The following is a 12,942-nucleotide window of genomic DNA, read 5'->3' as shown; positions in this document are numbered from 1 at the left end:
ACTAAAAAATTAAATAACTTATCTGAATGATAAAAGTAGTCAAAGTGCTTTCCATTCCTTTTGTAAAAATCAAAAGGGTGGAGTGGGCACTTTTTTCGTGCAAAAAAATAGAAGGAGTGAGAGAGCGTGACATTAGAATTTGAAACAATTGCAGCTATTTCGACGCCTCCTGGCGAAGGGGCAATAGGAATAGTAAGGTTGAGTGGGGAACAAGCTATTGAAATTGCAGATCGCGTATATAAATCTGGTTCAAAAGCACTTGCTGAACAAAAGAGTCATACTATTCACTATGGCCACATTGAAAATCCAAAAACGAATGAAACGATAGATGAAGTAATGGTATCTGTTATGCGTGAACCCAAAACCTTTACTAGAGAAGATGTCGTTGAAATCAATTGTCATGGGGGGATTACCTCTGTCAATCAAGTTCTGCAATGTGTTTTACAAAATGGCGCTCGCTTAGCTGAACCCGGTGAATTTACAAAACGAGCTTTCTTGAACGGACGAATCGACTTGTCTCAAGCAGAAGCAGTAATGGATTTGATACGTGCTAAAACAGACAGAGCTATGCATGTTGCATTAAAGCAATTAGATGGAAACTTGTCTAATTTAATTCGCAATTTGCGTTTAGACATACTAGATACATTAGCTCAAGTAGAAGTGAATATTGACTATCCTGAATACGATGACGTTGAAGAAATGACTTCGAAATTGTTGATTGAAAAAGCTAAATTAGTTAAAGCTTCAATTCAACAGTTGCTAGAAACGGCTAGTCAAGGGAAAATTTTAAGAGATGGTCTTGCAACAGCCATTATTGGACGACCAAATGTTGGGAAATCAAGCTTATTAAATTACTTGTTGGATGAAGAAAAAGCCATTGTTACAGATATCGCTGGTACCACACGAGATGTTATTGAAGAATACATCAGTGTTAAAGGTGTGCCATTAAAACTGGTAGACACAGCAGGTATCCGTGAAACAGAAGATATTATTGAACGCATTGGTGTAGAACGTAGTCGTCAAGCCTTGAGCGATGCAGACTTAGTATTGTTAGTCTTTAACCAAAGTGAACCTTTAACAATAGAAGATAAAGCCTTAATTGAAGCAACAAGCCAACACCACCGTATTATTATTTTAAATAAAATGGATTTACCAAACAAATTAGATTTAACGGAACTAGAAGTGCTAGTAGATCCAGAGAGTATTGTGAAGACCTCTATTTTATCTAAATCAGGTGTAGATGTTTTAGAAAAGAAAATAGCTGCTCTCTTTTTTACTGGACAAACTGGTGAACGTGATGCTACTTACGTATCTAATGTACGTCATATTGCACTATTGAATGATGCAGAAGAGGCGTTAGATGAAGTCATCAATGGAGTAGAAGCTGGTATGCCAGTTGATCTTATTCAAATAGATATGACACGTTGTTGGGATCTATTAGGCGAAATTACAGGAGACAGTGTTCAAGACGAACTGCTGACCCAACTATTCAGCCAATTCTGTTTAGGAAAATAAAGGATGCGGAGTGTCTCGTTTATCCTCGACAAGAAAACAGGAAAAATTCGTAGGGGGTTTTTACCCCGAAGAAGTTTTATCTTTTTCTCGAGAGGATGAGACACGCAGCTCAACTATAAAAATGCTAAACTTCCCGTTAGACACTGGGAAGCGAAACTCAACTAAAAGCCACTCAAATCAATGAATAAAACAAAAAGTAAATTAGACGTAAATAGTTAAAAAAGAAAGACGCGAAAGAAGGGATTGTTTAAATGAATCATTATGAAGCTGGAAATTTTGATGTAATTGTTGTTGGTGCAGGTCATGCTGGATCAGAAGCCGCATTAGCCGCAGCAAGAATGGGAAGTCATACACTTTTAATTACCATTAATCTAGATATGGTTGCTTTTATGCCTTGTAATCCGTCAATTGGAGGACCGGCTAAAGGTGTCGTCGTTCGAGAAATTGATGCTCTTGGTGGTGAAATGGGCCGCAATATTGATAAAACATATATTCAAATGAGAATGCTGAATACCGGTAAAGGACCTGCTGTTAGAGCTTTACGCGCCCAAGCAGATAAATTTATGTATGCAAATGAAATGAAAAAAACCATTGAAGAAACAGAAAATCTTGTTTTAAGACAAGGAATTGCTGATGAACTAATTATTGAAGACGGTATATGCAAAGGAATCATCACAAATACTGGTGCAATCTATCGATCTAAAGCAGTTATTTTAACAGCAGGTACGTCTTCTCGTGGTCAAATTATCATTGGCGAACTGAAATATTCTTCTGGTCCAAATAACTCGCAACCATCTGTTAAACTTTCTGAAAGTTTACTAGAAAATGGTTTTGAATTAAATCGTTTTAAAACCGGAACACCTCCTAGAGTTAAATCTTCAACAATTGATTACAGTGTGACGGAAGAACAACCAGGTGATAAAAAAGCGAATCACTTTAGCTATGAAACACCAAACAGTTCTTATTTAAAAGATCAGTTATCGTGTTGGTTAACGTATACTAATGAATCGACTCATCAAAAAATTCAAGATAACCTTCACCGTGCACCAATGTTTACAGGAATTGTTGAAGGAGTAGGCGCTCGTTACTGCCCATCAATTGAAGATAAAGTTGTCCGTTTTAGTGACAAACCAAGACATCAATTGTTTTTAGAACCTGAAGGACGCGATACAGAAGAAGTTTATGTCCAAGGATTATCAACTTCTCTTCCGGAAGATGTTCAACAAGATATTATACATTCAATCGAAGGGTTGGAAAACGCAGAAATGATGCGTACTGGCTATGCAATTGAATACGATGTGGTCACGCCTCATCAATTACGTCCTTCTTTAGAAACAAAAGTAGTCGAAAACTTGTTTACTGCTGGTCAAATGAACGGAACTTCTGGCTATGAAGAAGCAGCAGGTCAAGGAATTATGGCTGGTATGAACGCAGCACTTAAAGTGCAAGGGAAAGAACCTTTTGTAATGAAACGTAGTGAAGGATATATCGGAGTTATGATTGATGATTTAGTGACAAAGGGTACAAATGAACCTTATCGTTTATTGACATCTCGTGCAGAATACCGTTTATTGTTACGTCATGATAATGCAGATTTTAGATTAACTGAAATCGGTCACCAAATAGGACTAGTAACAAAAGAACGTTACGATACCTTTGTAGCGAAAAAAGCTCAATTTGAAGGAGAAATAGATCGTCTAGGTTCTATTCGTTTGAAACCAACTGCTGAAATCCAAACGTATTTAACTGAAAATAACCAAGCACCTTTAAAAGATGGCATATTAGCTAAAGACTTCTTGCGTCGTCCAGAAGTTTCGTATCAAGATCTTTTAGCATTCGTTCCTCGAGACTATGAACTTCCATTAGCCGTAGAAGAACAGGTAGAAATTCAAGTGAAATACGAAGGATATATCGCTAAAGCTTCTCAAAAAGTGGATAAGTTAAAACGTATGGAAAATAAACGTATACCGGAAAATATTGATTATGCTGCTATCAATGGTATCGCTACAGAGGCAAAGGAAAAGTTGATTAAAATTCAGCCTGAAACAATTGCCCAAGCTAGCCGTATTAGTGGTGTAAATCCAGCGGATATTTCGATTTTAATGGTTTATGTAGAACAAGGGAAAATTGCAAAAGTACAAGTATAGATAGTAATTACGAAGAGAACCTAACAATTAAGCAGATGCTTAATTGTTAGGTTCTCTTCGATTATATAATTAGAGTTGTTAAAAAAATGTCTTACCCAACAACTTTTCTAACTATTATTTCCTGGGAAATAGAGGGACTGTAAAAATAAGTATAAAACTATATTTACGGAATCAATTGTTTAAGGTATACTTAATGATGTTGCAAACGCGAACAATAAAAGGTTCCTTAGCTCAGTTGGGAGAGCACTACCTCGACAAGGTAGGGGTCGCTGGTTCGAGCCCAGTAGGGACCATAAAAAAAGAGACATAAATCCTTTTAAGGATCTATGTCTCTTTTTCGTTTGCATAAGGATTCAAATGAGTTGAAGGCATAGCAACCATCAGATTATTCTACTACTAAAGCCATATCTCCTTTACGCAACCAACTAGCTTTTTCCAATACTTTGTTTACTACTACCGTAATAGCAATGGGAACCAAACAAGCAGTCAGGATATAAACAGCAAATGATCCACTTCCTTGAGAGACAAAAATATTTAGTGGAGCAATCAGTGAACAAAAACCTAATCCGGCTAAAGCGCTGGGTGCTGTAAAACCAAGAGCAACCGTTGAAATGGGAGCGGCCACTGCTGCAGCCAAAGTTGGACCAATTAAAATCCGTGGATTTTTAACGATATTCGGCAATTGTACTTTTGGTGTACAAACAAATTGTGCTAAGAATCCACCAAGATTATTTTGGCGCATAGAGACAAAAGAGAAACCAATATACATACTAGTCGTTCCTACCAACATAGCAGCACTTGAAACAGGATCAAGGTTTAGTGCAATTGCAATAGCGGCCGAAGAAGCAGGAGACATCAATACGAGCCCACCAATGACTGAAATCACGGCTGCGCCAATAATTGGTGAACCAGCAACGGAGGCAGAAATAAAAGCACTAACCATATTTAAGAATGGAGCAATAACAAGATTTAAGTAATAGCCAGCTACACCACCAGCTAAGACCGCTGTGATCGGTATAGCCATCATATCTAAAGGTGTTTTACCTGAAATACGTTTACCAACAAATGTAGCGATGGTAGCTGCAATGAGGCAACCAATTGGTTCACCTGTAGCGATAGTGATCATTCCATCTGCTGTCGTTTGAATAGCTCCGGCTCCAATTGCTCCAGCGGCCATAGCACTAAAAATTGTAAGTGTATTTCCACCTAACATCACGGCGATACCAGCACCAATAGCAGGAGCCATCAACATTTTAACGGCCGTTCCAATAATAACTAAAATTGTTAAGCCAGTCATATTTCCAATTGTTTCTAATAGCAAGCCAATCCCAATCGTTACAAAAATAGCATTCGCGATCCCCGATGATGCCTTATACATTCTTTCTGTTAGATAGTTCTTCATATTCAATCGCCTCCGTATTTTTGTTTAACAGACATCCAACACTTATGCTCCTTCGAATTTTCCAGATAAAAAGAGGCAAGCCTTTGTATAAAGGCTTGCCTCATCAGTTCGATGATTGAGCCCTAGATACGCAAACTAGGACTCAACTAAATGAATAGTTCGAATCCTGGGCTAAATTAATAAGTTAATAATGACTAAAGATACGTTCAATTGAGAACGCGAGCTAAACGATTCGACTGTAGTTTTCATATTGAACATCTCCTTTTCATTAATTGTTTTCTGACTATTTCCAATATTCTAACAAGCTCACAAGACAATGTCAACGAATCCTATCATTTATTTTTAATTTATTTTATCTGATTCTCATTTAATGCTGGATGTTATAAAATTTAATCCATTTATATAGCGGAAAAAATGCTTTAAAGCATTGCACTTCTAGTCAATTTGTTATACAGTTAAAACGATGGATTTGTGAAACAAATAGTGTTTCACGTTAGTAAAAAGGAGTTGAGTTAATGAATCCAGAAGAGTTTAAAACAGCCCTTGAAGACAAGGGATTAGTGGTTACTGAGAAGCAAATGGAACAATTTGATCAATACCTTAAACTGTTGCAAGAATGGAACGGAAAAATTAATTTAACAGCAATTACCCAAAAAGAAGAAGTGTATTTAAAACATTTCTATGATTCGATTACAGCTGGATTATATGTGGATTTTACTAAAGGGGTCCAAAGCCTATGTGATGTAGGTGCAGGTGCCGGGTTTCCAAGCATCCCCCTAAAAATCATTTTCCCACAATTAGAAGTCACTATAGTTGATTCATTAAATAAAAGAATTCAATTTCTAACATTATTAGCTCAAACGCTAGAATTAGATGGCGTTCATTTTTATCATGATCGTGCTGAAACGTTTGGCCAAAACAAACAATTTCGCGAATCATTTGATTTTGTAACTGCTAGAGCCGTTGCACGCATGAGTGTTTTGTCTGAATTATGTTTGCCGTTAGTTAAAAAAGATGGACTTTTTATTGCTCTAAAAGCCAGCAATACCAAAGAAGAAATGGCGGAAGGACAAAAAGCGATTGCTACATTGGGCGGAAAGTTTCGTGAAGAGTTTGTTTTTGAACTGCCACGTGAAGCTGGGGAACGACACATCGTTTTAATCGATAAAAAGAAAGAATCACCAAAAAAATACCCAAGAAAACCGGGAACACCAAATAAGAATCCATTGTAGTAGAAACCGCTACTTATCAGACAGTTTCTATTCGGATTCAACTACTCAATAAGAACGTTTTTTGATACAATAGAATCAAAGGACATATAGGACTGAGGGAGAGAAAAAGAATGGCGTTGTCTGATTTATTTGGTTCAGGAAAATCCAAAAAGAAAACTGAAAGCGGAGAAGATGTTTTGTTAGAAGTGTTAAAAAAACAAAAACATGTTCAAGAAATTGCTGTACAACAGATTGTTCCTAATCGTTTTCAGCCTAGAAAAGTTTTTAATGAAGAAAAGTTGGATGAATTAGCTCGTACAATTCATATTCATGGATTAATTCAACCCATCATTCTTAGAAAATATGAAGAAAACAAGTATGAAATTGTTGCAGGGGAACGCCGCTTTCGTGCGATGCAACTTTTGGAATGGAAAGAAGTACCAGCCATTGTTCAAGAGTTGTCAGATAACGAAACAGCTTCGGTTGCTTTGATTGAAAATCTGCAAAGAGAAGAGCTGACAGCTATAGAAGAAGCTGAAGCTTATCAAGGCTTGATGGCATTGAATGAGTTGACACAAGAAGCGTTAGCGCAACGCATTGGGAAAAGTCAATCTTTCATAGCCAATAAACTGCGGTTGCTAAAGTTAGCAGAACCTTTAAAAGAAGCTTTGCTTAACAGAACGATTACAGAACGACATGGTCGTAGCGTGTTAGCCTTATCATGTGAGGAACAGAGTAAATTATTAAATGTCATTATTGAAAAAAAACTAACCGTTAAAGAAACAGAGCGTTTAGTAAAGCAAAAAGTAGCTGAGAAAAACAATACTCAGGAACAGCCGAAAAAACGAATCAGAAAAATCTCCAAGGATCTTCGATTGGCTTTAAATACCATCAATAAATCAGTTGAACTGATAAAAGAAACAGGGATGCCTTTAGAAGCAATAGAAGAAGACCTAGAAGATGTTTACCGTATTACAATTGAAATTAAAAAAGATAAGTAAATAAAGAGCGATAAATGAAAAAATTCATTTTGAACAAATGCGTAGGAGAAAAATACGCAGAGTGTAATTTTTCTCCTATTTTTGTTTGTTGCACTTGAATCAGTGTTAAGAAAGTTATTAGAGGATATTAAACACAGATGGAGGAAATAGGATGGCACGAATTATATCAGTCGCAAATCAAAAAGGCGGAGTTGGTAAAACAACGACGACAGTCAACTTAGGTGCTTGTTTAGCGTATTTTGGTAAAAAAATATTATTAGTTGATATTGATGCACAAGGAAATGCAACAAGTGGTTTAGGCGTACGCAAGTCGGATGTTGAAAAAGATATTTATGATATTTTAGTAAACGAAACACTTGTTAAAGATGTCGTGCTGCCTTCTTCAAGAGAGAACTTGTGGGTCGTACCAGCTACAATTCAATTAGCAGGTGCAGAAATTGAATTAACCTCGCAAATGGCTAGAGAATCTAGGTTGAAACAAGCATTAGAAAAAGTAAAAGACGATTACGATTATATATTAATCGACTGTCCCCCATCGCTAGGACATTTGACGATCAATGCCTTCACTGCAAGTGACTCTATTCTGATTCCCGTTCAATGTGAATATTATGCTTTAGAAGGATTAAGTCAATTATTAAACACCGTTCGCCTAGTTCAAAAACATTTTAATCCTGAATTGAAAATTGAAGGTGTCTTATTGACTATGTTGGATGCACGTACGAATTTAGGGTATGAAGTAGTTGATGAAGTGAAAAAATACTTCCGAGAAAGAGTTTATAAAACGATTATCCCTCGCAATATCCGTTTATCTGAGGCTCCGAGTCACGGGTTGTCGATCATTGATTACGATGCGCGTTCTAGAGGAGCAGAGGTCTATCTTGAATTAGCAAAGGAAGTGCTAGCAAATGGCTAATAAAAATAGCAAAGGGTTGGGAAGAGGAATTGACGCTCTTTTTGGAGACTATGCAGAGCTTTCAAATATCAATGCAGCAAATGAACAAGTTCAGAAAATACCCTTAACCGATATCAGACCGAATCCTTACCAACCTAGAAAAACATTTGATGAAACAGCTTTAAACGAGTTAGCAGAATCCATTAAATTATCGGGTGTCTTTCAACCTATTATTCTTCGTGAATCTAAAATCAAAGGCTATGAAATCATAGCTGGAGAACGCCGTTTTAGAGCTTCTAAACTAGCCGGAAAAGAAACGATACCAGCCATTATTCGTGAATTTGATGAAGAAAAGATGATGGAAGTCGCGGTTCTAGAAAATCTACAAAGGGAAGATCTAACCTCTTTAGAAGAAGCAGAAGCGTATGAAATGATGATGAAAAAATTAAAATTAACTCAAGAAGAAGTGGCTACACGCTTAGGTAAAAGTCGACCATATATCGCCAATTATTTGCGTTTATTAGGGCTGCCAGATGCTGTTAAAGAGATGCTTCAAAAAGAAGAAATCTCAATGGGTCAAGCAAGAACATTGTTAGGCTTAAAAGACAAAAAACAAATCTCGAAATTAGCTAAACGAGTGGTCAAAGAACACTTAACGGTTCGTCAATTAGAACAATTAGTGAACAAGATGAACCAGTCTAAAGAAGAAATAGAACAGCCAAAAAAAGAAGCCAAAAAACCTTATTACATTCGTGAGAGTGAAGAACGGTTAATGGATAAGTTTGGCACCAGTGTCTCTATAAATGAAAAAAATCAAAAAGGGAAAATTGAAATTGAATACCTTTCTACTGATGATTTGACGCGTATTTTAGATATTCTAGAGATTCAATTTGATGATGAATAAACGCATAGGAGATTAACGATGGAAAAAAATTACGATTTGAATGATATTGTTGAAATGAAAAAACCTCATCCTTGCGGAGCAAACCGTTGGCAAATCATTAGAATGGGTATGGATATTCGCATTAAGTGTACACAATGCGGCCATATGGTTATGATGCCAAGAAGAGATTTTGAGAAGAAAATGAAAAAGGTTTTAGAAAAAGCAGAAGAAAACTAACAACAAAACTATTAAAAAAGGAAGAGTGAATTTAAACATGCCATTAACAGCTGGAATCGTAGGTTTACCAAATGTAGGTAAATCAACATTATTTAACGCCATTACAAAAGCAGGAGCAGAAGCTGCAAACTATCCATTTGCAACTATTGACCCGAACGTGGGAGTTGTAGAAGTTCCTGATTACCGTTTAACACGCTTGACAGAATTGGTTTCACCAAAGAAAACTGTTCCCACTACTTTTGAATTTACAGATATTGCCGGGATCGTAAAAGGAGCAAGTAAAGGGGAAGGACTAGGAAATAAATTCTTAGCTAACATTCGCCAAGTAGATGCTATTTGTCATGTCGTTCGTTGTTTTGAAGATGATAATATTATTCACGTTGAAGGAAAAGTTGATCCAATCTCAGATATTGAGACCATCAATTTAGAGTTGGTTCTAGCTGATTTAGAGTCAGTTGAAAAACGCTATACTCGTGTATCGAAAATTGCACGTACGAAGGATAAAGAAGCTGTAGCTGAGTTAGCTGTTTTGGATAAAATCAAACCAGTTTTAGAAGAAGGTAAGTCAGCTCGTTCAATCGAATTTAATGAAGATGAAGAAAAAATCGTTAGAAGTTTATTTTTATTAACAACAAAACCTGTATTGTATGTAGCAAATGTTTCTGAAGATCAAGTAGCGGATACTGAAAATGATGAGCTTGTCAATCAAGTACGCAAATTTGCTGAAGAAGAAAACGCAGAAGTTATTGTAGTTTGTGCGAGAATTGAAGAAGAAATTGCAGAACTTGAAGACGAAGAAAAAGAATTATTCTTGGAAGAATTAGGAATTGAAGAATCAGGATTAGATAAATTAATCCGTTCAACATATAATCTTTTAGGTTTGGGAACGTACTTTACAGCAGGTGTTCAAGAAGTTCGCGCATGGACCTTTAAAAAAGGAATGAAAGCTCCTCAAACGGCTGGAATTATTCATAGTGATTTTGAGCGCGGATTTATTCGTGCAGAAACAATCTCTTATGAAGACTTCGATAAATACGAAAGTGAACAAGCGGCAAAAGAAGCAGGTCGTATGCGTTCTGAAGGAAAAGAGTATGTTGTTAAAGACGGAGATATCCTATTATTTAGGTTTAATGTATAAGTAACAGTTAGTTTCAAAGAGCAAGGCCTAGAAAGGGGCAATTGATTCATGGAAGAAGTACAACCAAGTTCAACTCAGACAAAAAAAGAAGAAAACAGCGTATTAATTAAGAAATTAACAAAAAAGAACGAACAGTACATGATGAGTTTGAATAAAGCTCTAGTGGAAAGAAACGTTCCTGAAACTAAAAAAGAAGAACTAGTTAATGAGATGCTTCATAATTTAGTCGAACGCCAAAAATCAGGAGAAACGGCTCGCCAATTATATGGAACTGTGACTGAGTGTGCAGACAAAATAGTTGCAAAACCAACTAAAGCTCAAGAAGGCCCTTCTGAAAATTGGAAGATTGCTCTAGATGGTGGATTAATGATAGGTGGATTATTTTCACTTATCACAGGTCTTTCTGGCTTGTTTAATAATGTAGAAGGATCATCATTGGGATTGATCACTACGTTACTGAACTTTATCGTCGGTGGATTAGTCATACTTTGGATTTCAAAAAATATGCCGGATAGAAAAAACCCGAAAAAAGGTGGTATGTTCCGCTATATCCTAGTCTCCACTGTTGGAATGCTATCTCTAATGATGGTCATGACGGGATCAATGATAGTCATTCCCCCAGTTGTGAATATCCCCTTAAATGCAATAAGTAACATTGTTATTGGTGCACTTGCTTTTGTGGCCAAATATTTTGCAAAACGCAAATTAAATATTCGCGGCGGATTATTTTAAGATTAACGTATAATTGGCAAGAATTTAAAAGCTCGAATCGACTAAATCAACTTTAGGCGGTTTGAGCTTTTTTCTCATGCTTTTTTCATCGAGAACACTTTATATGCTAATATGCTTGAAGGAAAGACTGAAGTAATCAATGATTTTCAATTCAGCTCTTGACTAAGCCCGCTATCTCTGTTATTTTTGTAGATAAAATTATCGAACAAATTAAGTGGAGAAAAAGGAGCGGATGGTTGTAATGTCTAATTGGGAAACAAAATTTGCAAAAAAAGGGTTCACTTTTGATGATGTATTGCTAGTACCTGCTGAAAGCCATGTTTTACCAAATGATGTAGATTTAAGTGTTCAATTAGCTAAAAATATTAAATTAAACGTACCTATCATGAGTGCGAGTATGGATACTGTAACAGACTCAAGAATGGCAATTGCTATGGCTCGTCAAGGCGGCTTAGGTGTTATTCATAAAAATATGACTATCCAACAGCAAGCAGATGAAGTTAGAAAAGTAAAACGTTCTGAGAGCGGCGTTATCCTGGATCCTTTCTTTTTAACTCCCACCCATTCCGTTTCAGAAGCAGAACAATTAATGAGTCGCTACCGCATTAGTGGTGTGCCGATCGTAAATACTATGGATGAACGTATTCTAGTGGGGATTTTAACAAACCGTGACTTGCGATTTGTCGCAGATTACTCTATTCAAATTGATGAAGTAATGACAAAAGAAAACTTAGTTACTGCGCCAACAGGAACATCTTTAAAAGAAGCAGAGCAAATTTTGCAACAGCATAAAATTGAAAAATTACCAATTGTCGATCAAAATGGTCGTCTTAGTGGCTTGATAACCATCAAAGACATCGAAAAAATTCTTGAATTTCCAAATGCTGCAAAAGATTCTCATGGTCGTTTACTTGTTGCAGCAGCAGTTGGCGTAACAAGTGACACGTTTGAACGTGCACACGCGTTAATTGATTCTGGCGCTGATGCAATTGTTATTGATACAGCTCATGGTCATAGTGCAGGCGTTATTCGTAAAATTGTAGAAATTCGTGAAGAGTTCCCGGAAGCTACTTTAATCGCTGGAAATGTAGCAACAGGTGAAGCGACTCGTGCGTTATATGAAGCAGGTGTCGATGTAGTTAAAGTAGGAATTGGTCCTGGATCAATTTGTACAACACGTGTGGTTGCTGGAGTTGGTGTTCCACAAATTACAGCTATCTATGATTCAGCAGCAGTGGCTCGTGAATATGGACGTGCGATTATTGCAGATGGTGGAATTAAGTACTCTGGAGATATTGTAAAAGCATTAGCCGCTGGAGGACATGTTGTTATGCTAGGTAGTATGCTTGCTGGTACAGACGAATCTCCTGGTGAATTTGAAATTTTCCAAGGTCGTCGCTTTAAAACATATCGTGGTATGGGAAGTTTAGCTGCTATGGAAAAAGGTTCAAGCGATCGTTATTTCCAAGGTGGCGTAAATGAAGCAAATAAACTAGTTCCAGAAGGTATTGAAGGACGTGTTGCTTATAAAGGAGCGGTTTCTGATATTGTCTTCCAAATGCTTGGTGGATTACGCTCAGGTATGGGATACGTTGGAGCAGGAAACTTAGAGCAACTACGCGAAGAAACACAATTTATTCAAATGAGTGGAGCCGGTTTACGCGAATCTCACCCTCATGATGTACAAATTACAAACGAAGCTCCAAATTACTCTGTTCAATAAATAGACTGTTAACTAAAGGAGACCAATAAAGTTCGATTCAGAACTTTATTGGTCTTCTTTT

At 36.8% G+C, this 12,942-nt stretch carries 11 protein-coding genes and 1 tRNA gene; 11 read left to right on the top strand and 1 reads right to left on the bottom strand.

Annotated elements, in window-relative coordinates; genetic code table 11:
• The first annotated feature begins 126 nt into the window (after window positions 1-126).
• From mnmE to CAR_RS12440, 3 genes are all read left to right on the top strand, one after another.
• Window positions 127-1,515, top strand: coding sequence for a tRNA uridine-5-carboxymethylaminomethyl(34) synthesis GTPase MnmE (mnmE, locus tag CAR_RS12450; RefSeq protein ID WP_013712090.1), 1,389 nt, complete (start codon window positions 127-129; stop codon window positions 1,513-1,515).
• A 251-nt stretch (window positions 1,516-1,766) separates the two neighbouring features.
• A complete protein-coding gene (mnmG, locus tag CAR_RS12445) occupies window positions 1,767-3,662 on the top strand; it encodes a tRNA uridine-5-carboxymethylaminomethyl(34) synthesis enzyme MnmG (protein ID WP_013712089.1) in 1,896 nt (631 codons plus the stop codon).
• Window positions 3,663-3,882: 220 nt separating this feature from the next.
• Window positions 3,883-3,955: transfer RNA gene (locus tag CAR_RS12440), tRNA-Val, on the top strand.
• 92 nt (window positions 3,956-4,047) lie between these two features.
• On the opposite strand, the gene CAR_RS12435 is transcribed toward CAR_RS12440, so the two are convergent.
• A complete protein-coding gene (locus CAR_RS12435) occupies window positions 4,048-5,064 on the bottom strand; it encodes a PTS transporter subunit IIC (RefSeq protein ID WP_013712088.1) in 1,017 nt (338 codons plus the stop codon).
• 515 nt (window positions 5,065-5,579) lie between these two features.
• Between CAR_RS12435 and rsmG the strand changes: the two genes are divergently transcribed.
• The 8 genes from rsmG (at window position 5,580) to guaB (ending at window position 12,881) form a co-directional block, all read left to right on the top strand.
• A complete protein-coding gene (rsmG, locus tag CAR_RS12430; RefSeq protein WP_013712087.1) occupies window positions 5,580-6,296 on the top strand; it encodes a 16S rRNA (guanine(527)-N(7))-methyltransferase RsmG in 717 nt (238 codons plus the stop codon).
• A 110-nt stretch (window positions 6,297-6,406) separates the two neighbouring features.
• Window positions 6,407-7,276, top strand: a complete 870-nt coding sequence (gene noc, locus CAR_RS12425) for a nucleoid occlusion protein (RefSeq protein ID WP_013712086.1) — start codon at window positions 6,407-6,409, stop codon at window positions 7,274-7,276.
• Between the two features lie 151 nt (window positions 7,277-7,427).
• On the top strand, window positions 7,428-8,189 hold the full coding sequence (locus CAR_RS12420; protein WP_013712085.1) for a ParA family protein: 762 nt from the start codon (window positions 7,428-7,430) through the stop codon (window positions 8,187-8,189).
• Window positions 8,182-9,072, top strand: coding sequence for a ParB/RepB/Spo0J family partition protein (locus tag CAR_RS12415; protein ID WP_013712084.1), 891 nt, complete (start codon window positions 8,182-8,184; stop codon window positions 9,070-9,072). Before CAR_RS12420 ends, CAR_RS12415 begins: the two co-directional genes overlap by 8 nt.
• Window positions 9,073-9,090: 18 nt before the next feature.
• Window positions 9,091-9,288, top strand: a complete 198-nt coding sequence (locus tag CAR_RS12410) for a DUF951 domain-containing protein (protein WP_013712083.1) — start codon at window positions 9,091-9,093, stop codon at window positions 9,286-9,288.
• A gap of 37 nt (window positions 9,289-9,325) precedes the next feature.
• Window positions 9,326-10,426: a redox-regulated ATPase YchF gene (gene ychF, locus CAR_RS12405; protein ID WP_013712082.1), complete on the top strand. Its 1,101-nt coding sequence runs from the start codon at window positions 9,326-9,328 to the stop codon at window positions 10,424-10,426.
• Window positions 10,427-10,474: 48 nt separating this feature from the next.
• Window positions 10,475-11,158 carry a DUF1129 domain-containing protein gene (locus CAR_RS12400; protein ID WP_013712081.1) on the top strand — a complete coding sequence of 228 codons (684 nt, stop codon included), beginning with the start codon at window positions 10,475-10,477 and terminating at the stop codon, window positions 11,156-11,158.
• A gap of 241 nt (window positions 11,159-11,399) precedes the next feature.
• Window positions 11,400-12,881, top strand: a complete 1,482-nt coding sequence (gene guaB / locus CAR_RS12395) for an IMP dehydrogenase (RefSeq protein WP_041557025.1) — start codon at window positions 11,400-11,402, stop codon at window positions 12,879-12,881.
• Window positions 12,882-12,942: the final 61 nt, after the last annotated feature.

The sequence above is a fragment of the Carnobacterium sp. 17-4 genome (assembly GCF_000195575.1).
Taxonomy (GTDB): domain Bacteria; phylum Bacillota; class Bacilli; order Lactobacillales; family Carnobacteriaceae; genus Carnobacterium_B.
This window is presented reverse-complemented; position numbering and strand designations above follow the sequence as displayed.

Coding starts and splice junctions, on each gene's coding strand:
- mnmG (WP_013712089.1), top strand. CDS start 1,767: ATGAATCATTATGAAGCTGGAAATTTTGATGTAATTGTTGTTGGTGCA.
- CAR_RS12435 (WP_013712088.1), bottom strand. CDS start 5,064: ATGAAGAACTATCTAACAGAAAGAATGTATAAGGCATCATCGGGGATC.
- rsmG (WP_013712087.1), top strand. CDS start 5,580: ATGAATCCAGAAGAGTTTAAAACAGCCCTTGAAGACAAGGGATTAGTG.
- noc (WP_013712086.1), top strand. CDS start 6,407: ATGGCGTTGTCTGATTTATTTGGTTCAGGAAAATCCAAAAAGAAAACT.
- CAR_RS12420 (WP_013712085.1), top strand. CDS start 7,428: ATGGCACGAATTATATCAGTCGCAAATCAAAAAGGCGGAGTTGGTAAA.
- CAR_RS12415 (WP_013712084.1), top strand. CDS start 8,182: ATGGCTAATAAAAATAGCAAAGGGTTGGGAAGAGGAATTGACGCTCTT.
- CAR_RS12410 (WP_013712083.1), top strand. CDS start 9,091: ATGGAAAAAAATTACGATTTGAATGATATTGTTGAAATGAAAAAACCT.
- ychF (WP_013712082.1), top strand. CDS start 9,326: ATGCCATTAACAGCTGGAATCGTAGGTTTACCAAATGTAGGTAAATCA.
- CAR_RS12400 (WP_013712081.1), top strand. CDS start 10,475: ATGGAAGAAGTACAACCAAGTTCAACTCAGACAAAAAAAGAAGAAAAC.
- guaB (WP_041557025.1), top strand. CDS start 11,400: ATGTCTAATTGGGAAACAAAATTTGCAAAAAAAGGGTTCACTTTTGAT.